This is a genomic window from Paenibacillus sp. KS1 (assembly GCF_001680695.1).
In the GTDB taxonomy this organism is placed as follows: domain Bacteria; phylum Bacillota; class Bacilli; order Paenibacillales; family Paenibacillaceae; genus Paenibacillus_B; species Paenibacillus_B suaedae.
Map to the genome: position 1 here is coordinate 18,409 of NZ_MAIS01000037.1, position 24,562 is coordinate 42,970.

Below are 24,562 nucleotides of genomic sequence, written 5' to 3' on the forward strand. Positions count from 1 at the left end.
CGGTGTTGGCGAAGCGTGTAATTCCTTGTCTAGATGTGAAGGATGGCCGTGTTGTAAAAGGCGTCAATTTTGTTCAGCTTCGTGACGCTGGAGATCCGGTGGAACTTGCTGCGTTGTATGATCAGGAGGGCGCAGATGAACTGGTGTTCCTTGACATCTCCGCGTCTATCGAGGGTAGGGCAACGATGGTGGAGGTAGTACGGGAGACCGCAGGAGAAATCTCGATTCCTTTTACAGTGGGTGGCGGGATCTCTTCTGTCGATGATATGATGCGCATGCTGCGTGCAGGTGCGGACAAGATCGGCATAAATACAGCGGCTGTGAAGCAGCCAAGTCTCATAACGGATGGTGCGCGGCGATTCGGGTCGCAATGCATCGTAGTAGCCATCGACGCCAAGTACAATGAGACCTGGGGAGAATGGGAAGTGTATATTCACGGTGGGCGTACACCTACTGGATTGCGTGCAGTGGCTTGGGCACAAGAGGTGGAGCGGCTTGGGGCAGGGGAATTGCTGCTGACAAGCATGGATGCGGACGGAACAAAGGATGGCTTCGATAATAAGCTGACACGTGCAGTATCCGATGCTGTCGGCATCCCCGTTATTGCTTCAGGCGGTGCAGGGCGAGCAGGTGACTTTGTGGAGGCATTTACGGAAGGACATGCCGATGCTGCGCTTGCAGCGTCAATATTCCACTATAAAGAAGTATCGATTGCAGAAGTGAAGGAGGCGCTTCACGCAGAGGGGGTACGTGTACGATGACGCAACAAGTAATAGTAGATGGAGAACGCTTGGCTGCATCCATCCGTTGGAATGAATACGGCCTCGTGCCGACTGTTGTGCAGGATTCCATCACGAAGGAAGTCCTGATGGTGGCGTATATGAATCAGGAATCCTTGCTCTTGTCGTGCGAGACAGGAGAGACAGTATTCTGGAGCAGGTCTCGTCAAGAACTGTGGCACAAGGGCGCAACGTCAGGCAATACGCAGCGAATCGTATCCATAGCCGTGGATTGTGATCAGGACACACTGCTCGTGCAGGTCAGTCCAAGCGGACCGGCTTGCCATACCGGAAGCCGTACTTGCTTCGAACGTGGCCATATGGGATATGTGAGGGAAGAAGAGAGTCATGCGCCAGTTGTAAATTCGGTGCTGGCAGAGCTGGAGAACCTTATAGCACAGCGGCAGATTGAGCGTCCTGAGGGATCATATACAACCTACTTGTTCGAGAAGGGTCTCGATAAGATATTGAAGAAGATAGGCGAGGAGTCTACCGAGGTTGTGATCGCAGCGAAGAGTGACAACAAGGAGGAACTAGTTGGGGAGATTGGAGATCTGCTGTTCCATATGCTTGTTCTGCTACGCGAACGCAACATTGCGCTGGGAGACGTGTTATCCGTACTGGAGGCGCGCCACCGTGGGTCTAGACGGGATACGTATAATCAGAATGGGAAAGTAAAGTCGTGAATACAAGCTGCATAGGATGGCGGGCGATGTCATGTGTTCCTTATGAGAGGTGCGCAATGAAATTGCCCGCCTATTGTTCGTTGTTTGCGTGGTTGTGAACTTGAATATAAACATATCTAAATAGGGGTCAACAGATTGCCTGTGATCAAGATTTGAGTTATAATAAGATAAGAATTATTATTATATAAAAATAATACATCGAAGTTGATAATGTATTACCGATGTGCTTCTTCTGAATCTCCGGCCCTTGCGGTTATGGGAAATATAGAGGCTTGTGCCTGAATCTACAGAGAAACGCGAGGTTTGAATCTGTCCCTTGGAAAGACTTCGCGAAAGGGATGCAGGAATTGAGCGTCAATATGATATACTGTTGGGTATGTGTACAGTATATGAGTGTCAGGAGGGGCCTTGGCGATGGCAGAACAGAACAAGGTAGTTATGTTCCCGATGGATGCTGCTTCGTTCTCTGAACGTGCAGTACAATCGTTGGAACGACTGCACTACGACAAGGCGTTGACATATTTTCGCAAGGCGGTGGAGTGCGAACCGGACAACCCTATCCTGCAGTGCAATCTAGCAGGAACGCTTGCAGAAGCGGGGCGGTTCGAAGAGTCTAACGATACATTGCACCACATCTTACATGAACTCGATCCGAATATGAATGAATGCTACTATTATATGGCGAATAACTTTGCTTATATGGAGCAGTTCGAGGAGTCGGAGGCGATGCTTGAGACGTATTTATCCCGTGATCTCACAGGAATGTATACGGAAGAAGCGGAGGAAATGCTCGAAATGATTCGTTTCGAGGGGAAGCAGTCTTCTTCATCACAGCATCGCGGTGAGCAGAATGTGGGAGCTCAATCGTCGGCTGCGAAGCTGCCGTCAGCGCTGAGCGACGAAGAGATGGGAATCTCTGAGCAGGCAGAGGATGAGCATGCAGAAGCACGCATGCTGCTCGAAGCAGGCCGGTTCGTAGAGGCAGAGAAATTGTTGAAGCGGGTTGTGGATTCGGATCCAGATTATTTGGCCGCATGGAACAACCTGGCGTTAGCTTATTATTATATGGGGCAGTTCGATGAAGCGCGGGAGGCACTTGATGCCGTGCTTGAGAGAGATCAAGGGAACTTGCATGCATTGTGCAACTTGGCGATATTCGAGCGCCATGCCGGCAATGAAGCTGTCGTCCAGCAGCTTATTGCGATGATTGGCAAGATTCAGCCCTTCTATCGGGAGCATCTGTTCAAGATTGCGACTACGATGGGTATGTTGGATGAGCATGAGCTTGCTTATCAGCATTTGCGCCGCTTAGTAACAGGCCATATGCTGCGGGAAGCGAGTATTTACCATTATGCGGCTGTAGCGGCTTGCCGCTTGGGTCGATATGAGGAATCATCTCGCTGGTGGGCAGTATGCCGCAGACTGGATCCCAATTCCGGCATTGCAACGTACTATATGGAACGATTGCAGCAGCGTGGTGAGGGAGATATCGATCCTATGCCAACCTATCATTATCGTCTACCTTATGAGGAGGCTAGCCGTAGGGCTGCTTCGAAGGCTGCTTCAACTGATGGTAGTCGTTCGAGTCGTTCAGGGGACGGCAAGGATTGGGAGCAGCAGCTCAAGAAAGATCCGCTTGTACGAGCTTCATTGTTCTGGGCACTGCGATTCGGTGAGCCGGATGTAAAGCTTCAGGCACTCCAAGCGATGAGCTTACTCGGTGACGATGAGGCAAATGATGCGCTTCGCTCTATGCTGCTGGATCCAGATCAGGATGCATATATGAAGCAGGTTGCCGTATATGTGCTGCGTATGCACGGGGTAGAAGATCCAATTGAGGTAGAATGGAAGGGCGAGTACATTCAAGTTCACCGTAATCATATTGCAAATCGTCTGCCGGTCTGGGAGTCGCAATGGCAGCAGGTACTGGATATATTGCGTGATTCTATGAAAGAGCGATACGATCTGTTTCAGATGCATGATGCAGAGACGCTTTGGATTGAATTTATTACGCACTTATATCCCGACGAGGTGCCACGAATTGGCAAGGCGGGAAGCTGGGCTGCAGCGATCGAATTCATTATCGCGAAGATGATACGCCGTGAGATGTCCTATCAGCTTGCAGCAGAGCAATATGGTGTTTCGGCAACTACCGTTGCCAAGCATGTGAAACGAATGGAAGACACTTGTCAGGTAGAAGCTAAAATCAAGCAATCCTTTACATGAAGATAAAATAAATACTTGATTATAAGGGAGGCCAACCCCATGGAGAACAAAGTATATAAATCAGTTGTTATCGGCACAGGACCTGCTGGTTATACAGCAGCGATTTACTTGGCTCGCGCCAGCTTGAACCCGCTTGTGATCGAGGGACCTCAACCAGGTGGACAGTTGACGACGACTACAGAAGTTGAGAACTTCCCTGGGTTCCCAGAAGGCATCCAAGGTCCTGAATTGATGGACAATATGCGTAAGCAAGCTGAGCGCTTCGGCACGGAGTTCAAGACAGGCTGGGTAAACAGTGTTGATGTATCTAGCCGTCCATTTAAGCTTCAAGTTGAAGGTGTAGGTGAGATTGTCACAGAAACGTTGATTGTAGCAACAGGCGCTTCTGCGAAGTATATGGATATTCCAGGTGAGCAAGAGAACTTGGGTAAAGGGGTCAGCGCTTGCGCGACATGCGACGGATTCTTCTTCCGTGGGAAGAAAATCATCGTTGTTGGCGGTGGCGACTCTGCGATGGAGGAAGCTAACTTCCTGACTCGCTTCGCATCCGAGTTGACACTTGTTCATCGTCGTGATGAGCTTCGCGCATCGAAGATTATGCAGGATCGCGCGAAAAATAATGAGAAGATCAAATGGGGCTTGAATCGTACTCCAATTGAGGTCGTATCTACAGGCATGGGTGTTACAGGTCTCAAAGTGAAAAACAATGAGACAGGCGAAGAAGAAATTCTGGAAACAGACGGCCTGTTCGTTGCTATCGGGCACAAGCCAAACACAGATTTCTTGAAAGGCCACATTGAACTGGACGATCATGGCTATGTAATTGTGAAGCCAGGTTCTACGGAAACGAGTGTACCAGGCGTATTTGCTGCAGGTGACGTGCATGATACGAAGTATCGCCAGGCGATTACAGCAGCAGGTTCTGGCTGCCAAGCAGCTTTGGACTGCGAGAAGTTCTTGGAAGGACATATTACGCAGGACTGGAGCCAGTCTTTGAATCAATAAGGTACAAAAGTACTCACTATTCGGAAGTTGGGAGCCAGTAGGCTCCCTCTTTGTTTTCGTATGATTAGTGCAGGAGGTCGAACGGGAAAAGTGGGGACAGGAAGCGTGTCGAACGGACTGGAATGTATGGCAAAATTAGGCCGCAGGATGGGTTCGTACGCGCTTCTGGCGCGGCTTAACAACGCTTGGCTAGGGGCTCCGTTCTCTTGACCTGACTAGTGGGTTCGCGTATAGTGGGTACTGAAAGTACCATAATTCGATTACGTATATAAAAGGTGGATGACGCATGTCTGAGCAGATCTACGTGGGTGTCGATTTGGGCGGTACGGCCATTAAAGTTGGAATCTGTGATGCGGAAGGCAAGCTTCTGCATACATTTGAGGGGCCAACTGAAGTAGCTAAGGGTCCGGATACTGTCATGGATAATATCGAAAAATATGTTCGTCTCATTGTGGAACAATCTCCTTACGATTGGAGCCAAGTGGCTGGCGTCGGCGCAGGAGTCGCAGGATTTACGAATGTAAAGGAAGGCGTTATCATCTTGGCGCCCAACGTAGGATTCAAGGATGTGCCGATCCGTTCTATATTAGAAGAACGTCTAGGCAAGCCAGTTAAGATTGACAATGATGCAAATGTTGCCGCACTTGGCGAGGTGTGGAGCGGCGCAGGCAAGGGCATTGACCATTGTGTTTGCTACACGCTCGGAACGGGTGTCGGCGGAGGCATTATTATTAACGGTAGAATTGTACAAGGATTCTCAGGTCTAGCAGGAGAGCTTGGCCATATGGCGGTAATCCCTGATCTGGAAGCGATCCAATGTGGCTGCGGCAAGATTGGGTGCTTGGAGACAGTATCTTCGGCTACAGGTATTATTCGAATGGCCAATGATGCAGTTGAACGCGGAGATCGCACTTCCTTATCCTTGGTAGAGAGCATTACAGCAAAGGATGTATTCGATGCGGCGAAGGCGGGAGATGAGGTCGCAGTGCGCATCGTATCCCGCGCAGCTTATTACTTAGGCAAGGCGATGGCTGCTGTAGCAGTGACGCTGAATCCAGAGCGGTTCATTATTGGCGGAGGCGTATCGAAGGCAGGCGAGTTCCTGTTCGAGCAAATTCGTGAAACATTCATGAAGTTAACACCTGACCCGGTTACGCGCGGCGTATCCATCGTTCCAGCAGAGCTAGGCAATGATGCGGGTATGATTGGTGCGGCAGGCTTGTTCTTGCGTTCGTAGCCGAATCTTGTAAGAAGGAGAGGACGAACGATGATGGAATCGACAGAGATGACAGCTCTTGCGAAGCTGGTTATCATTACGGGGATGTCTGGTGCAGGGAAGACAATAGCTGTACAGAGCTTGGAGGATCTCGGTTTTTTCTGCGTGGACAATTTGCCGCCAGTACTTATACCGAAGTTTGCTGAACTCATCGAGCAGTCCAAGGGTAAGATTGGCAAGGTAGCGCTTGTCATTGACTTGCGCGGCAGAGAATTTTTCACGGCCTTATCAGAATCCATTAATTATATTCGGGATCACTTTACCATTAATTGTGAAATATTGTTCTTGGATGCAACGGATGCTGTTCTCGTGCAGCGTTATAAAGAGAGCCGTCGTCGTCATCCTCTCAATCCAGGCGGCATGCCGCTTGAAGGAATTAAGCAGGAACGCACACTGCTGGAAGATTTGAAGGGTTGGGCGACACAGGTTATTGATACGAGCAATTTGAAGCCTGTACAATTGAAGGAACGAATTGCGGCACGATTCACGCACGCGGATCAGAATATGATGTCGGTGAATGTGACTTCGTTCGGTTTCAAATATGGGGTGCCGATTGATGCGGATCTCATTTTTGACGTACGTTTTTTGCCGAATCCGCATTATGTGGAGCAATTGCGCCCGAGAACTGGACAGGATATTGAAGTTTATGATTATGTCATGAAATGGCCAGAAACACAGGCGTTCCTTGCTAAGCTGCTTGATTTGCTGAATTTCCTTATGCCGCAGTATCGCAAGGAAGGGAAAGGTCAGGTTATCATCGGCATCGGATGCACAGGCGGCAAGCACCGATCAGTGGCCATTGCAGAATATTTAGGTCGTACAATCGGAGCGAGTGATACGGAGGTTGTCCGTGTCAGTCACCGTGATGCTGAGAGAGATCGGCATTAGTGGAGGGTCGTTATGGCATGTGAAAAAGAAGAGCGCGTAAACCCACGTATCGTAGTTATGGGCGGCGGCACAGGACTGTCGGTCATGCTTCGAGGGTTGAAGGAGAAGCCGCTCGATATTACCGCAATCGTTACTGTGGCGGACGATGGAGGCAGCTCTGGTATATTGCGCAGCGAGCTGCAGATGCCCCCGCCAGGAGATATACGCAATGTATTGACAGCGTTGGCTGATGTGGAGCCATCGCTGTCGGAAATGTTGAAGTATCGCTTCAAGAGTGGATCTGGACTTGCAGGACATAGTCTTGGTAATTTGCTATTGGCGGCGATGACGGACATTACCGGCGACTTCGTTGCAGGCATTCGGGAGCTGAGCCGCGTACTTGCGGTTCGGGGCCGGGTACTGCCTGCAGCCAATCAAGCAGTTGTCCTGAAGGCTGAGATGGAAGACGGGTCTATTGTGTCGGGCGAATCATCAATCCCGCAAGCCGGCCAGCGCATTAAGCGTGTGTTCTTAGAACCGGAACAGGTGGAAGCGTTGCCTGAGGCAGTTGAGGCGCTCCGTCAGGCGGATGCCATCCTGATTGGACCAGGAAGCCTGTATACGAGCATTATTCCTACCTTGCTCGTACCGAAGCTGGCACAGGCCGTACTGGAATCAAATGCGGTGAAGATTTTTGTATGTAATGTGATGACTCAGCCGGGGGAAACGGATAACTATTCCGTGAGTGATCATTTGGAAGCTGTTCAGCTTCATGTCGGCACTCAATTGTTCGATTATGTTATCGTGAATAATGGGGAGATTCCGCCGCAAGTTCAGGATAAATATGCCGAACAGGGGGCAAAGGCTGTCCATTTGGATATGGAAGAAGTGACGAAGCGTGGATATCAGGTAATCGCGGATTCCTTAGTGCTGTTCCGCACCTATCTGCGTCACGACGCGGATAAGCTTAGTCATCATATTTATCAGCTTGTGGAAAATTGGATGTTACGAAAGAGGTGAGCCGCTATGTCTTTTGCAGCACAGACAAAAAAAGAATTAACCATGATCGAATCCGAGTCGTGCTGTGAGAAGGCGGAACTGTCTGCGCTAATGCGCATGAACGGTTCTGTGCAGCTCTCGTCCAACCGCAAGGTAATATTGGACATTTCTACAGAGAATGCAGCGATCGCACGCCGCATTTATACGCTTGTTAAAACGTATTTTCAAGTGCATACGGAGCTGCTTGTACGCAAGAAGATGCGCTTGAAGAAAAATAATGTGTACATTGTACGTATTCCGACGCGTGTGCAGGAGATTTTGCGTGACCTGCACATTGTATCGGAAGGGTTCTTGTTCACGGACGGCATTGACACGCAGATTGTTGAAAATAACTGCTGCAAACGCGCATATTTGCGAGGAGCGTTCATGGCAGGAGGATCGGTGAATAATCCAGAGGGATCTTCCTATCACTTGGAGATATCCTCGATGTACGAGGAACATTGCCGCGCATTAGTTGATCTGGCGAATGAGTTCCAGTTGAATGCACGATTCATTGAGCGCAAGAAGGGCTTCGTCCTGTATATCAAAGAGGGCGAGAAAATTATTGAATTCCTCAATATCATCGGTGCTCACCAGGCGCTGTTCAAGTTCGAGGATGTCCGTATTATGCGGGATATGCGCAACTCCGTGAACCGAATCGTCAATTGTGAAACGGCTAACTTGAATAAGACGATTGGTGCTGCTGTGCGCCAAATCGAAAATATTCGTTATCTGGATAGGCATCTTGGATTAGATAAGCTCCCAGATAAGCTGAGAGAAGTTGCCGAGGTCAGATTGGCACACCCGGATATTAATCTGAAGGAAGTGGGAGAGCTTCTGGGCGGTAAGGTTAGTAAATCCGGTGTCAATCATCGACTGCGCAAGATAGACGAGCTGGCTGAGCGAATGCGCAACGGATAGCGAGATAAACTTTATTCCTCGCTTAAAATCGTTTATAATGCTAATATGTGATGAAATAGAGCAAATTAGCGTAAATTTGTGTAATGTAAACTACATGGAATATAGGGGGTATGATTCGCATGGCTCAACAACCAATTGTCGTACGTTTGAAGACTGGACTGCACGCAAGACCTGCGGCCTTGTTCGTTCAAGAAGCGAATAAATATTCTTCGGATATCTTCGTTGAAAAAGAAGATAAGAAAGTCAATGCTAAGAGCATCATGGGTATTATGAGTCTCGCAATCAGCACCGGCACGTCAATTACCATTACTGCGGATGGTGCGGACGCCGATCAGGCTGTAAGCGCTTTAGTCGGGCTTGTAAGCAAAGAAGAATTGGACAGCTAATCTGTAGCTGACATCGTGTTCAATCATAGTGGAAGCAGCGAGCTGCCGCTGTGATCAAGAGAAGAGCCATAATGGCTCTTTTTTTATTATGGTAAGCTTGTTGAATGGTGCATCAGATGAACGGTATGAAATGTGATACAGCCTGATCTCTTGAAGGAGATCAGGCTGTATTTGTGTGGGGCTGTCACGTTGTCGAAACCTATTCTCTATAGACGTCAACAGATCCTTTTACATTCCCATTAATGCGCAGACGATATGTATTGCCTGGCTTGAGCTCATAGAAGTATACAGGTGCATTTTGATAACCTACACTAAGTTCGCGTGATTCTTCGATCAAATAACCTGCCCAAGGGTAGTACATCTCTAATTCGACCTTGAATTTTTCATTACTGCCGGTATTTTTCTCAGAGCTGACGTTCAACTGGAGTGTAGTGCGGAGAGTATCGCTAGGAACTACGATGTCTTTCTTAATTTGTTGTTGGGTTGTCGTGGAGAAATCAGCTGACCATTCGTATACAGCGATATATGCCTTAGCAATGTCTTGTTTTTGGTATACCTTCGAATACCCCGATTCCGGTCCGTACTTCTGTTCGATCATCAATTCATCAGCAGATTTGGCTGATAATGATGCAGGAGCAAGCATGCTCAATGCAAGAGCAACAAGTAAAGCAAATTTCCCTTTGTTACGGATCACATGTATTCCTCCTCGGACATCTTTTAATGGAAACTTACAGCTCTACCATATCATGGTTTCTTGTCGACCGACAGGTCGAAATAAGCATAAAATGACAATAATTGTATAAAACTGTAGATTGATGATTATAAAATGAACCTGCAGCGTTACATTTGTACCGATTCAATAGCCGCAGAAAATACATTTAAAGTTATGGCCGGACTTGCAACAATATTTACCTTGTTAACGTTTAGAAGACAAGAAGCAAGTCAATTTTACATTCTATAACGTGATGGAGGAATGGATTATGACGCAATTGACAGGAAGAATGACATGGCGCCGAATGACGATGGCGGTTATGCTTACAGGAGCGCTGCTTGTGGGGGCAGGAGTTGCAGCACCAGTGCCTGTGCATGCAGCTGCGGCAGAATTCAGTGTGAAGGATACAGTGAACGTGTCGGGCATGGGGGAATTGGAAGTAACGCCTGATGTGGCTTATGCGGAACTTGCAATAGATACACGTGGGAAAACAGCGGCTGAAGCACAAAAGCAAAATGCAGTGTTATTCGAAAAAGTGAAACAGGTGCTTACTTCGAAATATGGTGTTCAGGAAAAGGATCTGAAGACGGTCAATTTCTCGGTTAATCCTGAATATAAATACGTGGAAAATAAAGAGCCTCAAATCATAGGCTATCAAGCTCAGCATGCTGTGCGTGTGACGTATCGCGATTTGAATCGACTAGGGAGCTTAGTAGATGCAGCTACTGATGCAGGTGTGAACCGAGTAGTCCGTATTCAATTCGATACGGAGAAGCGCGCTGACTATGAGGCACAGGTGCTGGAGAAGGCAGTGCAGCATGCAGCGAAGAAGGCATCCACACTCGCGAAAGCAGCAGGCCGTGAAGCAGGTGCAGCACTTACGATTACAGAGTCTGGGGCGGATTGGTCCCCGATACGCGTGATGTACGACGCAGCAAGCCCGTCGGATATGAAAAAGGATGTTGCTTCAACTTCTTTGCAGGGCGGCCTTATTAAGTTGAATGCACAGGTGCAAATTCAATATCAATTGAAATAAAGCACGCAGCAACAACTGAAATGAAGCGTGCAGTAACAGCGTCGGCATGGATGAAAGCCTTCTGTTAAATCAATGAAATATTCCCAATTAGGCGGGTAGGAGCACATCAGAAATGGCGCTGTATCAAGGGGCACTCGTGTCAGAAATGACATAGTGCCTTTTTGTATGGAAGCCATCTTGGATTAGGGGTTGTATTTTAGGGAACAAAGCCCTAGAATGTAACAGGGGAAATGAATATTATCGTATTCTCCGATAGTTCGAATGTAAATAAGTGCCTCATGGCCTGATCGCTATTGGAAATAGGTCGAACCGTTGAAGAGAAATGTATGTTTTTGTCGAAATTACGTTAAAATAAGTTGTATCGTCAGACAAAACGATGTATATTGGATATGCAAAAACGCCAACGTGAACGGGACGTAGAAGCCATACCAATGGATATGGCTTTTTTTGCTTAATGAATAAGAACGTATCCTATACACTGCGCGCATTCTTGTTCATCCCATTTGGGGTGGTGCTGCAGAGCGTGTTAGCTTGCCATTGCGATGGCATGCTGCATGCAGGAACAGCTGCTCCAATTGGCAGACTGACGATGTAAGGGGTTGATGCTAATGATTGAACTGGTAAATGTGGAGAAGCATTTTGCCGGGCAACCCGTTGTGCATCCTCTGTCGCTTACGATTGGCGAAGGGGAATTTTTGACGCTGCTCGGTCCGAGTGGTTGTGGGAAGACAACCATTTTACGCATGATTGCTGGCTTTGAACAGCCTTCATCTGGCCATATCCGCCTAGATGGAGAAGATGTTACGAACTTACCTCCGAACAAGCGGAATTTGAATCTTGTATTTCAACATTACGCGTTGTTCCCTCATATGACGGTCGAGCAAAATATTCAATTCGGCCTAAAGATGAAGAAAATTCCGCAAGCTGAACAGCGCAAGCGTATTGATGAAGCCATTCGCTTGACGCAGCTAACAGCACTTGCGAAGCGTTATCCACATCAATTGTCTGGTGGACAGCAGCAGCGTGTTGCGATTGCACGGGCAATTGCTAACAAGCCGAAGGTGCTGCTATTGGACGAGCCGCTTGGTGCACTTGATTTGCAGCTGCGCAAAAATCTGCAGGCTGAACTGAAGCAATTGCAGCGGAGCTTGGGCATTACATTCGTATATGTAACCCATGATCAAGAAGAAGCGATGATGATGTCGGATCGAATCGTGATTATGAATAACGGACGTGTCGAACAGATCGACTCTCCTAAAAATATTTACGAACGCCCGGAGACGTTGTTTGCAGCTACGTTTGTAGGGGAGAACAACGTATTCCATGAAGAGAACCTCTTCACCGTACGTCCAGAGAAAATTCATGTGACAGCGGATGTGGAAGGTGCGCCTCGTACTGGAATTATTCAGGATATCGTTTATTTGGGGAACATCCACAAGCTGATCGTGCACTTGGATAACGACCAAACGAACGTATCGGTTGTGCTTGACTTCAAGGACGAGCGGACGTGGGAGATTGGCCAGCATATTGGAGTAAGCTGGAGTAAGCAAGATGAGGTGATGATCGGCTCATGAAACGCTCATTTGGCATCATTGCGCCGGTCGTATTGTGGCTGACGATATTCCTTGTCGTGCCGATGATCGCGGTCATCGCTGTATCCTTCATGCAGCGAGACGAGCTCGGAAATATCGTCTTTTCGTTTACGCTGAACAATTATGAACGATTTTTCGATCCCTTATACTTGGGTATTTATTGGGATACGCTGTGGCTATCCGTGCTAACAACGGCAATTTGCTTGTTGTTCAGCTATCCGCTTGCGTATTATATCTCGACGACGAGCCCGGCGAAGCAGAAGCTGCTGCTCATTCTCATTACGGTTCCGTTCTGGATTAACTTCCTGATTCGGACATACGCATGGGTACTCTTGCTGCGTACGCAAGGGGTCGTTAATCAGACGCTCCTTGATCTGGGATTGATCGCGGAGCCTCTGCAAATGCTCTATACCAAGGGAGCAGTACTGCTTGGAATGGTCTATACGTTCATTCCGTATATGGTGCTTCCGATTGATGTTTCTTTGGAGCAAATGGACAAGCGATTGCTTGAGGCATCCAGTGATTTGGGTGCTACGAAGTGGAAGTCGTTCTGGCATATTACGCTGCCGCAGACGAAGTCTGGCATGATGACAGGCAGTGTGCTTGTCTTCGTGACAACAGCGGGGATGTTCGTTGTTACAGACATTCTGGGCGGCGCTAAGGCGCAAATGCTCAGCAATATTATACAGAATCAGTTCCTAGGTGCGCGTGACTGGCCATTCGGTTCCGCGCTGTCAGTCGTGTTCGTGATCAGTTCCCTAATTATTATTGGGCTGTTCAACCGAGCACTCCGCTCCAAATATGATGCATCGAAGGAGGCGGGGGCATGAAGGCAGCAACCAAAAAGAAGCAGAGTCCGCTTCTTGCGCTCCATTCGATACTGTTAATTCTATTTATTTATATACCTGTATTTTTGATTATCGCGTACTCGTTCAACAATTCGCGGATTAATTCGAATTGGAGCGGCTTCACGTTCAAATGGTACAGTTCACTATTCGACAACCGGCAAGTAATGGAAGCACTCAGCAACAGCTTGTCAATCGCGTTGATATCTACAGTCATCTCGACTGTGCTTGGCACGATAGCTGCAATTGCACTTCGCCGAATGACTGCCAAGGGCAAGCAAGGCGTAATCGGATTGTTGTACTTGCCGATTATTGTGCCGGATATCATTATGGGCTTGTCCCTACTGGTGCTGTTCAGCCAGTTTAAGATTGATCTGGGCAAAATGACGGTTATTATTGCACATATCACGTTCAGTATTTCATACGTGTACGTAATCGTTGCTTCCAGACTTGCCAACATGGGCAAGCAGCTTGAAGAAGCAGCATCTGACCTTGGTGCTACACCATGGCAGACATTCCGCTATGTTACGCTGCCTTCGATATGGCCAGGCGTGCTTGCCGGAGCGATCATGGCTTTCACACTGTCGATTGATGACTTTATGATCAGCTTCTTTGTTGCCGGACCGAACTCGACAACTTTGCCGATTTACATTTATGGTTTGGTAAAACGGGGGATCTCTCCAGAGATCAACGCCTTGTGTACGCTAATGATTATCTTGAGCGTTGTGCTGATCGTACTGGCGCAATGGTTGTTGAACCGCGGTAACGGAGAGAAGAAAAGCTCTATGTTGCCGTTCTAATTCACTGTTCACCCGATGTGAGCAAGTGAATTTGAATCATAATAATTAATACATTCTAAGGATCTGTTGCAGGATCAGAGAGGGGTAACAAGAATTGAACAAAAAGAAATGGTTCGCGGTCGTATTGGCCGGGATGTTGGCACTAACTGCACTGGCAGGCTGCTCTTCTAAGCCGGAGCAAACATTGAATTTGTACAGCTGGGCAGATAACTTCGATATGGATATGATCAAGAAATTCGAATCGGAGAATAACGTAAAAGTTAACTATGCGATTTTTGCCAACAACGAGGAACTGCTGGCGAAGTTGAAAGCCGGCGGCGCGAATTATGATTTAATTCAACCGTCCGACTATATGGTGGCTAGCATGATTAAGCAAGATTTGCTGGAGCCACTTGATTTAAATCATATTCCGAATTTCCAATACGTCACGGATCGTTTCAAAAACCCTGAATTTGATCCTGGCAACAAGTACTCTATCGTATATACATGGGGTGTTACAGGCATTGCCTACAACACAAAATATGTGAAGCAAGCTCCAACCGATTGGGCGGATTTGTGGAAGGATGAGTACAAGGGTAAAGTACTTCTTCTGGATGACAACCGTGAGATCGTAGGTATGGCGCTGAAGAAGGCAGGCAAATCGAACAGTTCCCAAAATGAAGCGGAAATCAACGCGGCTGTTGATGACCTGCGCAAGCTTGTTCCGAACGTGCTTGCCTTCGATACGGACAACATCAAGCAGAAGATGATTGCGGAAGAAGGCTGGATTGGTACGGTATGGTCTGGCGATGCATCTGTCATTCATGGTGAGAACCCAGATGTTGCATTCATGATTCCGAAGACAGGAAGCACGATCTTCTCGGACAACTATGCGATTCCAAAGGGTACGAAGAATAAGGAATTAGCGGAGAAGTTCATCAACTTCATGCTTGATCCAGAGAACAGTGCGAAGAACTATGAGGCTATCGGTTACAGCAATCCTGTGACGAAGGCGAAAGAGCACCATAGCAAAGAGTATCTGGACAATAAAATGATCAACTTAACTGACGAAGAACTGGAACGTACAGAATGGCTCGGTGATGTTGGTAAAAATCTGCAATTGTATGATCGCTTGTGGACGGAACTGAAGAGCGGAAGATAATCGCATATCATTGAATCAACAATAAATGCCCTTAATCCACACTTAATGTGGATTAAGGGCATTTTTATGTTGATTATAGATTCAGGAGCAGCTTGGACAATGGTTCGGGTTGAGTCTTCATGAGCCAATGCCCTCCTTGCTCGAGGCTCATATAACGCCAGCCAGCATCCTGGGCGCGCAAGGCCATCGCACGGAAAAAGGCAGCCATCGGCCAACTATCAGGATGATCCAGCGGTTCTATGTAGATGCGAGGAAGGGCAGCGGCACGCTCATTGGTAATAGATAGCTCCTGCATATACGAACGTGTCGGCATTGGCGATTTACGCGGATCTGTTAAGTTAGGTGGTGCAATAAACGCCGGTGTGTCGCCATCTGCAGTACTTGGATAGGGATTATCCAAGTATGGAGCTGAGAGAGTCGCAACAGACTCTCCATGCCGGGGAAGCATGGCATCAACATAGACCAGCTGCTTGATTCGATCAGGCACAATTTCAGCTACACCGGTGATTACCATTCCGGAGAAGCTGTGTCCAACAAGAATAACATCCTCGAGCTGTTCATAAGTGAAGACCCCTACAATATCCTGAATGAATGTATGGAGATCAATGTCTGGATGAGCTAGATGTGTTCGCTCTCCAAGTCCAGTGAGGGAGGGAGTGTACACATCATGACCAGCTTGTCGAAGCAGGGATGCGACTTCCCTCCATACAAATCCGCCATCCCATGCTCCGTGGACAAGAAGATAAGTAGACAATTGAATCATTCCCCTTTCTTATACATGTGTCCATGTATGTAAGTTTATAAATTCATTAGTTCTATGATCATAGAACTATCATACATCCTGATGTAGAATTCAGCAATAGATGGAAGGGTTGGAAGCGGAACATTAAGCGTTGTATTCAGCCTTGTTCGATATGTTTTTCCTGACAATGTGTAATATATGGTGTGTGATCGGTAACATCAAAATGTACCAATTTCGCCTGCAACTGAGGTAGTACCGACGCAGGGTGCGTGATCAAAAAACGCGCAGTGGCGCGGTTGTAAAGGATATGTTAACGACAATGCGGAATCGACATATTTACGATATTGGTAAAGGATGCCTAAAATGTTCTCATGAAAGCGTTAGCATGGCTTCATGCACAGTTCATCGTTTCATCAATGAAAGTGACTGTGCCAACCATGCCATCATTTGAAGGGAGGGAGTGGACACGATGCAAGGAAATGGACAGAGTGCCCTTTCAATGAACGTGGTTCCAAATAAGAAGAAACCGACGTGGAAGAAGATGCTTCAGAATTGGGAGTTGTATTTATTTATTGCTCCTGCATTTTTGTACTTCCTCATTTTCCATTACGGCCCGATGTACGGGATTCAAATTGCATTCAAAAACTTCATCCCAGCGAAAGGGATTATGGGGAGCCCATGGGTCGGATTCGACCACTTCGAGCGCTTCTTCAACTCGTACTACTTCTGGGATCTGCTGTGGAATACGCTGAGCATCAGCTTGTATGAGCTGGCGATAGGCTTCCCGCTGCCAATTATATTGGCGCTTGCCTTTAATGAAGTTAAGGATGGGATATTCAAGCGAACGGTACAGACGATAACCTATGCACCGCACTTCATTTCCGTTGTCGTCATGGCAGGTATCATTATTACGTTCCTGTCTCCTTCAACTGGTATCATCATTCATATCATTAAGTTCTTCGGATTTGAACCGGCCTCTTTCCTTACGGATCCGGCATGGTTTAAGACAATGTATGTCTTGTCTGGTGTGTGGCAGGGTACAGGCTGGGGGACAATCATTTATTTGGCAGCCTTGTCCGGTGTCGATCCACAGCTGCACGAAGCAGCCGTCGTGGACGGTGCGAACCGGTTCCAGCGTATCTGGCATATTAACATTCCGGCAATTATTCCAACGATTACAATCTTGCTCATTTTGAACATGGGCAGCATTCTTGGTGTCGGATTTGAGAAAATATTGCTCTTGCAAAACCCACTCAACATGGAATCTTCTGATGTCATATCGACATTCGTATATCGTTCCGGTTTAGTAGATGCGCAGTACAGCTTCTCCACGGCGATAGGTTTATTTAACTCGATCGTTAATGCTATTTTGCTCATCGTTGTTAACCAAATCGCGCGACGCACGAGCGAAACAAGCTTGTGGTAGGAAGGAGGAGGATGGAACATGGCTGCTACTGTGAAAGAAACGAGAGCGGACAAGATTTTTATCGTATGTAACTATATTTATTTAACGATAGCTTTGATTCTTGTATTGTATCCTGTGTTGTATATTCTAAGCGCTTCTATCAGTGATCCGAAGATGGTAGCCTCCGGTGAAATGTGGCTGTTCCCAAAAGGAATCACATTTGACGGATACGCTCGCGTGTTCGAGAACTCAAAAATATGGAGTGGTTATGGGAACACCATTTTATATACCGTTGTAGGTACGTGCGTTAACCTAGCCGTAACGTTACCGGCAGCATACGCATTGAGTCGATCGGATTTCATTGGACGTAACTTCTTTATGGGGATGTTTCTGTTTACAATGTTCTTCGGTGGCGGATTAGTTCCGGGATATCTGTTGATTAAAGCATTGGGGCTAATCAACAGTATGTGGGCGTTAATTTTGCCGGGTGCAGCATCAGTCTGGAACATCATCGTGGCACGGACATTCTTCCAATCCACGATACCTAGAGAACTTCAGGAAGCAGCAAGCATTGACGGCTGTACCAACATGCGGTTATTCCTGCAGATTATTTTGCCGTTGTCAGCTCCGATCATAGCCGTTATGGCATTATTCTATGGGGTTGGACATTGGAACAGCTACTTTGGCGCTCTCATTTATTTGAATGAAGAGTCGAAATATCCACTGCAAATGATCCTGCGTCAAATTCTTGTTCTGCAGGAAATGTCGGCAGAAACGACTGGTGCTGCGGTAAGTAGTTCGGTTGCCGCTGCGCTAAACAACAAGGCAGAAATCGCATCGCTCGTCAAATATTCGGTCATTATTGTTTCGACGTTACCGGTTATCGTGGTATACCCATTCTTGCAGCGGTACTTCGTGCAAGGGGTTATGATTGGATCGGTCAAAGGATAGCTTGAACAGACTGTTGCAAATTTTAGAATGCGCTTGTGAATGTATCCAGAGTAGAATTCATCAGTAACGAATCTCTCTATTTCGTCTAGTGAGCATGAAAGATATGTACGTTGTCATTGTCGAATCTATGAACGGTAATAAACGAAGGCTCGCCTTTGCTTATTATAGAAGCAGGACAAAGAGTATAATAATCATCAAAAGGGAGGATCATTGCCATGCAAAAATGGAAAAAAACGTGGGCATTGTTGATGTCTATGACCTTGATCTTCACAATGCTCGCAGGATGCGGATCGTCAGACAAGCCTGCCGCAGAGGGAAGCAAAGGTAGCGAGGAAGCACTTAGCAACTTAAATCAAGAAGGCTTCCCGATCGTCAAGGAACCTATTACACTTACGATGATGGGACAAGACGTAGGGATTCAAAACTGGAAGGATATGGCCTTGCTAAAGCAAATGGAAGAGAAGACTGGCATTAAGTTCGAATACCGAAATGCACCTCTCGACAGCTTTGATACAAAGCGCAACCTTGTATTTGCTAGTGGCGATTATCCTGATGTGTTCTTCTCCGGTCAATTGCAGTCTGCAGATGAAATCAACTATGGAAGCAGCCAAGGCGTACTGATTCCTTTGGAAGGACTTATTGAGAAGTATGCACCGAATTTGAACAAAATCCTGAATGACAATCCAGATATTCGCAAGTCGATTACGACGCCGGATGGACATATCTATTCCTTGCCAAGCATTGATTTGGATGCAGGCTGGTATCGTGGTCCATTGTGGTATAACGGCAAGTTCTTGAAGAAGCTTGGCATGGACAAAGTACCATCCACAACGGATGAACTATACACATACTTGAAACGGGTAAAAGAAGAAGATCCGAACGGAAATGGCAAGAAGGATGAAATTCCGCTTGTTTCCGTTAAGCTTGACGACATTCGCATGTGGTTGTTCGGCTCTTGGGGGATGTATGGCGAATTCATCTATGCGGATAAAGCAGGAAAAGTTCACTACTCTCCAATGGAGGAAGGATACAAAGGCTATCTTACGTTCTTGAACAAGTTGTGGAACGAAGAATTGTTAGATCATGAAACCTTCTCCCAAACGGATGAGCAAAAGAAAGCAAAAGGGAAAAATAATCAAGTGGCATTGTTCGCTGATTACCATGCCTACTTCACATTGGGCGGCGAGCCTAGCATGACTGACCCGATGTACGCTCCTGTGAAAAGCGAGATGGGCGAACCGGTCGCAGCGAAGCATCCAGGTTTGATGAAGGGCGTATTCGCGATTACGAACAAGAACAAAAACCCAGAAGCAACCATGCGTTGGGTAGACTTCTTCTATTCGGTAGAAGGCTCTGAATTGCTTAGCTATGGCCCGGAAGGCACGCTGTGGGAGTATGCAAACAAGGAAGACCATACAAAGAAACAACTTCCGGTACCGGATGGTAAGGATCGTGAGGACTATCGTGCAACTTTGACGCCGGACTACGGTACGATCGTTCCGAAAGTCATGACAGAAGAAGTGAAACGCGGATTCGAAGGCGAATTCGAGAAGTGGTTGAAGAAAGAAACAGAGGAAAAAATCAATCCGATCGCGAAAGTTCCATTCCCGAGCGTATATTTGTCCGAGGCTGATCAGCAGCAAGTATCGAGCTTGCGCTCTGACCTCGACACTTACGTGAAGCAAATGGAAGCGAAGTTCGTAACAGGGCAAGAACCGCTTGCGAATTGGGATAAGTATATAGGTACATTGAAGAAGATGGGCGCTGAGAAAATCGTTGAGATTTATCAAAAAGCCTATGACCAATGGAACTCAGGGAAATAAACACTAGTTGTAACCTCGTAAATTGTGAAATAAGCTAATCGGAAAGAAAACGAGCACCTTAGGCTTCCTATTCTGCCTTTGGTGCTCGTTTTCTTTGTACGTATGCACTTAGCTTATAGATTCATCGTCCGCATCTGCGGCAGCTTTTGCTTGCTCGCTTGAAGCATGAAGCTTTCGGTATTGGCCTGGTGTATATCCCGTCTCTTTTTTGAACTTGCGAATAAAGTTCGGTGTATCCAAATATCCGACCCTGACGATGATGTCCTTAAGCGGATCACTAGTCGTCAGCAGCTGGCGAATGACCTCATCCATGCGGCGCTGCCATATATATTGAGAGAAGTTGCTGCCTGTCTTCTCCTTGAACGAACGGCTGAGATAAGAGGAAGAGATAGAGAACTTCTGTGCGATTGCTTCCAAGCTCAAGCTGTAGTCGGTATATTGTTGATCGACGTGTGCAATAACGCTGTCCATTAAAGAGAGCTGTTCATTTTCCGAGTTGCGCTCTACTTGTTCGCAAATATGTGCGGCCAAGAGCTGAAGCTTCTTCTCAAGCTCCTCCAGTGACTCGAAGGAGGTAAAGCTCGGAATATCGCGAATTAACTCGTTCAAGCCGAGCTCAGACGCTGTCTTCAACAAGGTATTCATAATATCGAAGCAAATACAGCGAAGGAGTGATATCGATACGCGCTCTGCCTTCAGCTTGTTGAATATCGCTTCAATCATTTGCATTGCAACGGTATCATTGCCCTGCTTCAAGCTTTGTGTAAGCTTAAGCAGAGAGTCCTTAGCGATCCAGAACGTATCGTTTGGTGTATGGGACAGCTTGTTGAAATACGTAATGCTGCCCTTGCCGTTCGCCATACGATATTCCAGCGCAGAAGCTGATTCGATATAAGACTGATTCAAGAGCGCTGCATCCTCATAGGCATTACCAACACCAATGGATGGGATGAGGTGCGTGCTCTCCATCACGATTATTCGAAGAGCTTCGACGATTTGTTCCATCTGGTGCTCCACGGAGATTCTTGAGTCCTCATTCATACTGACGATGAGGGCGAATTGATCAAAATGCGGCAGCTCAATGCCATATGCGTGTGCACCGTATTCCGGAATTTCGATCTCCTCGAGCAGTTCTACAATCTGCTGACGATGCTGCAAGGCATCTGCGACGCCAGGATACTCGTCCCAAGAGATTGCAATGATGAAATAGTACTTGCCTGTCAGTTCAATGCCGATCATCTCCATAATATGTGCAGATTCTGGGTTGTCCAGCTTCCCATGCTTGAGCAGCATGAGCAGGAATTGATTTCGGGCAAATGGCTCTTGAATATCGACGCGGGCACTATAGTCATGCAGAGTTTTACGAATCCACTCCAACTCATTGCGTCTCTTAGGTGCCGGCTGTGCAGCAGAGGCTTCTTCATTCAACAAAGCAAATTCCATAAGATCATGGATTGGATGGTATTGCTTGCGTGCCAGGATTATGGCTGCTAGAATGCCGGCGATGACCACTACAGCGAACGCGAGCATGAAGAAGGTCTGAATATGGAACACACGCCCGAAAAATTGCTCGCTCGGCATAGCCGTCACATAGGTCCACCCATTCATAGAAGATTTAACAGAAACAATGGATTGCTGCATATTATCCAGCTTCAAGCTATGGATGCCGGGCCCGAGCTCTGACAGCAAGTGAATCTCAGTTTTTGGGATAGGCTCTCCATGATTATTCTGGGTAAGCACACGGCCCTTATCGTCGAAGATGTAGGTATTGCCTTTGAATCCATTCAGAATGGTGTCCATAAGCCCCGTTAGCTTCGATTCCTCCATCAGGAACAGCACGGTTCCGTGCGGGGAAGAGCTATTAGGCGTTATCGGTATGATGTATGCAAGCATGGACTTGGTAATATTCATGCTCAAGTTAACGGATTCCGCTGGTCGTACGACAGGATAGAGCTCAGTTTCCAGCTCCTTAATAATATCCTTCTTGCTCCAGTCCTCGAATAGATAGTATTGATCAAAGAGGACATCTACATTGGTCATTCCTTTTGACGAGTAGATGGCGTGGCTGTTCCTGTAGAAAAGGAATAGCTCTTCTAGAATGGAACTGTTCGCTTTATATTTGCCGAGCGCGGATATCGCATCGCGGCTGTAATAGGGATGTCGTATCATATAAGGTGTCAATTGTTCATCATAAGCAATGCGAGAAGCAATGTCTCGAAGCTCCGTCATGCGAGAATCGATGTTCAGCTTCACCTGATTGAGCTGGTTCACGTTCGATTGCTCGATTTCGGAACGAAGATTGTTGACGGCATTTTGATAGATGAAGATCGTGAGAACCACTAATGGGATGAGAAAAATCAATATATACGACCATATGTACTGTAATAGCAGCTTCGACCGAAAATAGTTCCAACTCATCCTGACAAGCCTCCTAGTAGTCTCTTGATGTAATCTTGCTATGAAGTGGATCTGGCAATAAGTAAGAAGACAATCTAATAGAGAAGAAATGTTGATGATTTGTAATTATTGTATACGTTTCGCTTCATCTGTAAAGCGAGAAATTGAAAAAAAGCGGCAATATTCATATTGTAAACGATTCCAATCGGAAATGGAATGATTTCCTGGTGTGTACAACAATTTCTGTAGGGTGGACATTATAGGTGTATTGCCATTGAGGGAATTGCTTTTTATCTTATTTTAAGGTTCGGTTCAGTTTTCTTTAATGTAACTCTAGTATTCTAACAATGGACCGAATGACAGATGAGTTCTTGCGAAGGAGGGTTGCCGGCAGCGATTACTGACCTTGGTCAACCGGAGTCTTCCGTTGCACAAGGTGATCCGTTTCATCTTTCTCATGGTTTACAGTTTACCCCTAGAACATATATAGACCGCATCGGCGTTTGCGCGATGCGGTCCTTTTTTTGTAGCTAAATGAATTGAATTCGGTTTGTAACAGGTCGACCCGAAGTTGTTTCAGTGCATACAGGCCTAGGTCTATGTAGGTTATTATTTACATATATTAGTTTTAATGCAATATATTATTTCGAATCCCTGTAAATGAGGAAGAGTTGTGACTGAAGCTATGTTGCATGGTTAAGGAGGGGAGAGGTTGAATGATGAAATGGATTCAAGAGCATGAAGTGCTGCCATTATCTCATTACAAAACTATGCGGTCAGAGAGTCCTTTGTTGTGGTCAGAGAGCTCTCTGTTGCGTTCAGAGAATCCTCAGCTGCTGGGGGGAACGTTCTGGCATGCGTACCGATACGATCATATTAAGAGGATATTTGCTGATTACAATCATTTTTCCTCCGAATTGCGAAGCGAAGACAAGCGGCCGATCGAATACAGCATCCTCCGCACTGATCCGCAGAAGCATAGCCAGCTTCGAACATTAGTCTCGCAAGCCTTCACACCTAGATCCATTGAAAAGATGATTCCACGAATTGAAGCATTGGCGGATGAGCTTCTAGATAAGGTGGAAAGCAATGGACGAATGGATGCAGTTCAAGACTTCGCAGTTCCGCTCCCGATTATTGTAATCGCAGAAATACTCGGCATACCGGTACACGATCGAGATCAGTTTCGGGAATGGTCGGAGGCATCGGTGAGTGGTGACATTGACCGCAATAGTAATTGCCAGAAGGAGATGGCTGTATATTTCGAGGCGATCGCAGAAGAACGCCGTCGTAATCCACAGGATGATCTGATCACTAGGCTTGTGCATGCAACGTCAGACGGAGAACCGTTGTCCCCCTTTGAACTCATTGGGTTCTGTATTTTGCTGCTAGTAGCTGGTAATGAAACGACAACGAATTTGCTCTCTTCTGCTCTAGCGTGTTTCGACAGTGAGCGCATCGCATGGGACGATATTAGATCCGATCGTTCTTTACTGCCTGGCGCTATTGAAGTAGTGCTGCGGTTTACCTCGCCGGTACAGTTAATGTTTCGCCGTGTGAAGAAGGATGTGGAAGTAGATGGCATGATGTTAACTGAAGGGCAGTTCGTCATGTTGTGGATCGGGTCAGCGAATCATGACGAGTCTGTGTTCGAGCAGCCAGATCTCTTCCATATTCGTCGTCAGCCAAACCCGCATTTAGCGTTTGGTCATGGTATCCACTTCTGCCTGGGGGCCCAACTTGCACGGCTGGAAGCGAGGATAGCGTTGAATGCAATGCTCGATCGTTTCCCGAACTACCAATGTGATCATTCCAAGCCGTTGAAGCGCATCCAGAGCGAGTTTATGTTCGGTTTCGAGTCATTGCCGATCATTCTTACCTAAGTAAACCTAGCTTTTCGTTATTCATGTCAGTTGAAATAAGCAATAAAAAAC

Annotated in this window: 22 protein-coding genes; 19 read left to right on the forward strand and 3 right to left on the reverse strand. The window is 46.9% G+C overall.

Translation table 11 applies throughout. The annotated features are described in order from the left end of the window. The first annotated feature begins 2 nt into the window (after positions 1-2). The 9 genes from hisF to BBG47_RS14190 all read left to right on the forward strand — a co-directional run bounded on the left by hisF (position 3) and on the right by BBG47_RS14190 (position 9,184). Positions 3-761 carry an imidazole glycerol phosphate synthase subunit HisF gene (gene hisF, locus BBG47_RS14150; protein ID WP_065292226.1) on the forward strand — a complete coding sequence of 253 codons (759 nt, stop codon included), beginning with the start codon at positions 3-5 and terminating at the stop codon, positions 759-761. Beyond that, positions 758-1,465: a bifunctional phosphoribosyl-AMP cyclohydrolase/phosphoribosyl-ATP diphosphatase HisIE gene (gene hisIE / locus BBG47_RS14155; protein ID WP_065292227.1), complete on the forward strand. Its 708-nt coding sequence runs from the start codon at positions 758-760 to the stop codon at positions 1,463-1,465. Before hisF ends, hisIE begins: the two co-directional genes overlap by 4 nt. A 414-nt stretch (positions 1,466-1,879) precedes the next feature. Next, positions 1,880-3,691: a tetratricopeptide repeat protein gene (locus BBG47_RS14160; protein ID WP_065292228.1), complete on the forward strand. Its 1,812-nt coding sequence runs from the start codon at positions 1,880-1,882 to the stop codon at positions 3,689-3,691. 39 nt (positions 3,692-3,730) lie between these two features. Continuing rightward, positions 3,731-4,696 (forward strand): thioredoxin-disulfide reductase, encoded by a 966-nt coding sequence (gene trxB, locus BBG47_RS14165; protein WP_065292229.1) that lies wholly within the window; start codon positions 3,731-3,733, stop codon positions 4,694-4,696. Between the two features lie 286 nt (positions 4,697-4,982). Continuing rightward, positions 4,983-5,933 carry an ROK family glucokinase gene (locus BBG47_RS14170; RefSeq protein ID WP_065292230.1) on the forward strand — a complete coding sequence of 317 codons (951 nt, stop codon included), beginning with the start codon at positions 4,983-4,985 and terminating at the stop codon, positions 5,931-5,933. A gap of 30 nt (positions 5,934-5,963) precedes the next feature. Continuing rightward, positions 5,964-6,860 (forward strand): RNase adapter RapZ, encoded by an 897-nt coding sequence (rapZ, locus tag BBG47_RS14175; RefSeq protein ID WP_021252841.1) that lies wholly within the window; start codon positions 5,964-5,966, stop codon positions 6,858-6,860. A gap of 12 nt (positions 6,861-6,872) precedes the next feature. Next, entirely contained in the window at positions 6,873-7,859 is a 987-nt protein-coding gene (locus tag BBG47_RS14180; protein ID WP_021252840.1) for a gluconeogenesis factor YvcK family protein, read from the forward strand. A 6-nt stretch (positions 7,860-7,865) separates the two neighbouring features. After that, positions 7,866-8,798 carry a DNA-binding protein WhiA gene (gene whiA / locus BBG47_RS14185; protein ID WP_021252839.1) on the forward strand — a complete coding sequence of 311 codons (933 nt, stop codon included), beginning with the start codon at positions 7,866-7,868 and terminating at the stop codon, positions 8,796-8,798. Between the two features lie 119 nt (positions 8,799-8,917). Further along, positions 8,918-9,184 carry an HPr family phosphocarrier protein gene (locus BBG47_RS14190; protein WP_005545782.1) on the forward strand — a complete coding sequence of 89 codons (267 nt, stop codon included), beginning with the start codon at positions 8,918-8,920 and terminating at the stop codon, positions 9,182-9,184. 199 nt (positions 9,185-9,383) lie between these two features. Here the strand turns inward: BBG47_RS14190 and BBG47_RS14195 are convergent, their stop codons facing one another. Further along, positions 9,384-9,878: a hypothetical protein gene (locus BBG47_RS14195; protein ID WP_065292231.1), complete on the reverse strand. Its 495-nt coding sequence runs from the start codon at positions 9,876-9,878 to the stop codon at positions 9,384-9,386. A gap of 286 nt (positions 9,879-10,164) precedes the next feature. Here BBG47_RS14195 and BBG47_RS14200 point away from each other — a divergent pair, with 286 nt between their 5' ends. The 6 genes from BBG47_RS14200 to BBG47_RS14220 all read left to right on the forward strand — a co-directional run bounded on the left by BBG47_RS14200 (position 10,165) and on the right by BBG47_RS14220 (position 15,310). Continuing rightward, the gene (locus BBG47_RS14200) at positions 10,165-10,932 is read left to right on the forward strand and encodes an SIMPL domain-containing protein (RefSeq protein ID WP_065292232.1); all 768 of its coding nucleotides are present in this window, start codon (positions 10,165-10,167) and stop codon (positions 10,930-10,932) included. Positions 10,933-11,386: 454 nt separating this feature from the next. Further along, entirely contained in the window at positions 11,387-11,527 is a 141-nt protein-coding gene (locus BBG47_RS29930; RefSeq protein ID WP_175400538.1) for a hypothetical protein, read from the forward strand. A 7-nt stretch (positions 11,528-11,534) separates the two neighbouring features. Beyond that, entirely contained in the window at positions 11,535-12,506 is a 972-nt protein-coding gene (locus BBG47_RS14205; RefSeq protein WP_028533457.1) for an ABC transporter ATP-binding protein, read from the forward strand. Beyond that, the gene (locus BBG47_RS14210) at positions 12,503-13,354 is read left to right on the forward strand and encodes an ABC transporter permease (protein WP_065292233.1); all 852 of its coding nucleotides are present in this window, start codon (positions 12,503-12,505) and stop codon (positions 13,352-13,354) included. The genes BBG47_RS14205 and BBG47_RS14210 overlap by 4 nt, the downstream gene beginning before the upstream one ends. Continuing rightward, a complete protein-coding gene (locus BBG47_RS14215; protein ID WP_065292234.1) occupies positions 13,351-14,169 on the forward strand; it encodes an ABC transporter permease in 819 nt (272 codons plus the stop codon). Before BBG47_RS14210 ends, BBG47_RS14215 begins: the two co-directional genes overlap by 4 nt. 94 nt (positions 14,170-14,263) lie before the next feature. Beyond that, entirely contained in the window at positions 14,264-15,310 is a 1,047-nt protein-coding gene (locus BBG47_RS14220; RefSeq protein ID WP_044354024.1) for an ABC transporter substrate-binding protein, read from the forward strand. Between the two features lie 73 nt (positions 15,311-15,383). On the opposite strand, the gene BBG47_RS14225 is transcribed toward BBG47_RS14220, so the two are convergent. Continuing rightward, positions 15,384-16,064, reverse strand: coding sequence for an alpha/beta fold hydrolase (locus tag BBG47_RS14225; RefSeq protein WP_065292235.1), 681 nt, complete (start codon positions 16,062-16,064; stop codon positions 15,384-15,386). A gap of 457 nt (positions 16,065-16,521) precedes the next feature. On the opposite strand from BBG47_RS14225, the gene BBG47_RS14230 reads away from it, so the two are divergent. From BBG47_RS14230 to BBG47_RS14240, 3 genes are all read left to right on the forward strand, one after another. Continuing rightward, positions 16,522-17,478, forward strand: coding sequence for an ABC transporter permease (locus BBG47_RS14230; RefSeq protein ID WP_021252831.1), 957 nt, complete (start codon positions 16,522-16,524; stop codon positions 17,476-17,478). 18 nt (positions 17,479-17,496) lie between these two features. Continuing rightward, positions 17,497-18,408 carry a carbohydrate ABC transporter permease gene (locus BBG47_RS14235; RefSeq protein WP_065292236.1) on the forward strand — a complete coding sequence of 304 codons (912 nt, stop codon included), beginning with the start codon at positions 17,497-17,499 and terminating at the stop codon, positions 18,406-18,408. Between the two features lie 215 nt (positions 18,409-18,623). Then, entirely contained in the window at positions 18,624-20,231 is a 1,608-nt protein-coding gene (locus BBG47_RS14240; RefSeq protein ID WP_065292237.1) for an extracellular solute-binding protein, read from the forward strand. A gap of 108 nt (positions 20,232-20,339) precedes the next feature. Here BBG47_RS14240 and BBG47_RS14245 read toward each other — a convergent pair whose 3' ends face one another. Further along, complete coding sequence (locus BBG47_RS14245; protein ID WP_065292238.1) at positions 20,340-22,649, reverse strand: helix-turn-helix domain-containing protein; 2,310 nt, start codon at positions 22,647-22,649, stop codon at positions 20,340-20,342. Between the two features lie 695 nt (positions 22,650-23,344). Here BBG47_RS14245 and BBG47_RS14250 point away from each other — a divergent pair. Further along, complete coding sequence (locus tag BBG47_RS14250) at positions 23,345-24,511, forward strand: cytochrome P450 (protein ID WP_065292239.1); 1,167 nt, start codon at positions 23,345-23,347, stop codon at positions 24,509-24,511. The last annotated feature ends 51 nt before the right edge of the window (positions 24,512-24,562 follow it).